General features: G+C 69.2%; 1 protein-coding gene. It reads left to right on the top strand.

Annotated features, from left to right (window positions below; genetic code table 11):
• Window positions 1-66: 66 nt before the first annotated feature.
• A protein-coding gene (locus ACWD3I_RS49220) for an IS3 family transposase (RefSeq protein WP_451084474.1) occupies window positions 67-1,268 on the top strand; the annotation gives its coding sequence in 2 pieces (ribosomal slippage) (window positions 67-358 and window positions 358-1,268; 1,203 coding nt in all).
• Window positions 1,269-1,297: the final 29 nt, after the last annotated feature.

The raw sequence follows: 1,297 nt of genomic DNA, 5'->3' as shown, positions 1-1,297 counted from the left end.
GGGCCTTGACCCCTGAGGTTGGACACACGAGACACTGGATCCTGAGGATCTGAGAACGGACATCTCGTGGTCATGAAGAACTATCCGCCGCAGTTCAAGGCGGACGCGGTCGCGCTGTACCAGTCGCGGCCCGAGGCGACGATCCGGCAGATCGCTGCCGATCTGGGAATCAACCCCGAGACCTTGCGGAACTGGGTCCGGGCAGCCGGCGCGAGCCGGCCGCGGGGACGCCGGGCGGAGGTGCCGGCCGAGCCGCCGACACCGTTGGAGGCGGAGAACGCCGCTCTGCGCCAGAAGGTCCGCGAGCTGGAGGAGGAACGCGAGATCCTGCGCAAGGCGGCGAAGTATTTCGCCGGGGAGACGCGCTGGTGAACCGCTTCCAGTTCGTCGCCGACCACCACCGCCGCTACGGCGTGAAGCGGCTGTGCACCATCCTGGGCATCGCCCGCTCCAGCTTCTACTACTGGCGCCGGACCGCCGGGGACCGGGCCGTCCGTCAGGCAGCCGACGCTCGGCTCGCCGCTCGGATACGGACCGCGCACCGCGCGTCGGACGGCACCTACGGCGTCCCCAGGATCACCGCCGAACTCCGCGACGACGGCGAGCGAATCAACCACAAACGCATCGCGCGGGTGATGCGCAGCATCGGCCTGGCCGGAGTGCGGCTGCGTCGCAGACACCGCACCACGATCACGGACCCGGCCGCGGCGAAGGCCCCGGACCTGATCGGCCGCGACTTCACCGCGAGCGAGCCGAACACGAAGTACGTCGGCGACATCACCTATCTCCCGCTGGACGGCGGGAAGTTCCTGTACTTGGCCACCGTCATCGACCTCGCCTCACGCCGCCTGGCCGGCTGGGCGATCGCGGACCACATGCGCACCGACCTCGTCACCGAAGCCCTGGCCGCCGCCGAACGGACCCGCGGCAGCCTCGCCGGAGCGGTCATACACACCGACCACGGAGCCCAGTACACCAGCCGGGTCTTCGCCGACGCCTGCCGCCGGGCCGGCGTCCGCCAGTCCATGAGCGCGATCGGCTCGAGCGCGGACAACGCACTCGCCGAGTCCTTCAACGCGACCTTCAAACGCGAGACGCTCCAGGGCCGCAAGACCTGGTCCAGTGAACGCGAGGCCCGCCTCGACGCGTTCGGCTGGCTCAACCGCTACAACACCCGACGCCGTCACTCCCGCCTAGGACAACGCAGTCCCATCGCCTACGAGACGGCACTCGACACAACATCAACTACCCTGGCCCAAGCCGCATAGCCCGTGTCCAAGATTCCGGGTCAAGCCCC

The sequence above is a fragment of the Streptomyces sp. NPDC002817 genome (genome assembly GCF_053592055.1).
Note: the sequence above shows the minus strand (reverse complement) of the source record. Positions and strands in the feature narration are given on the sequence as shown.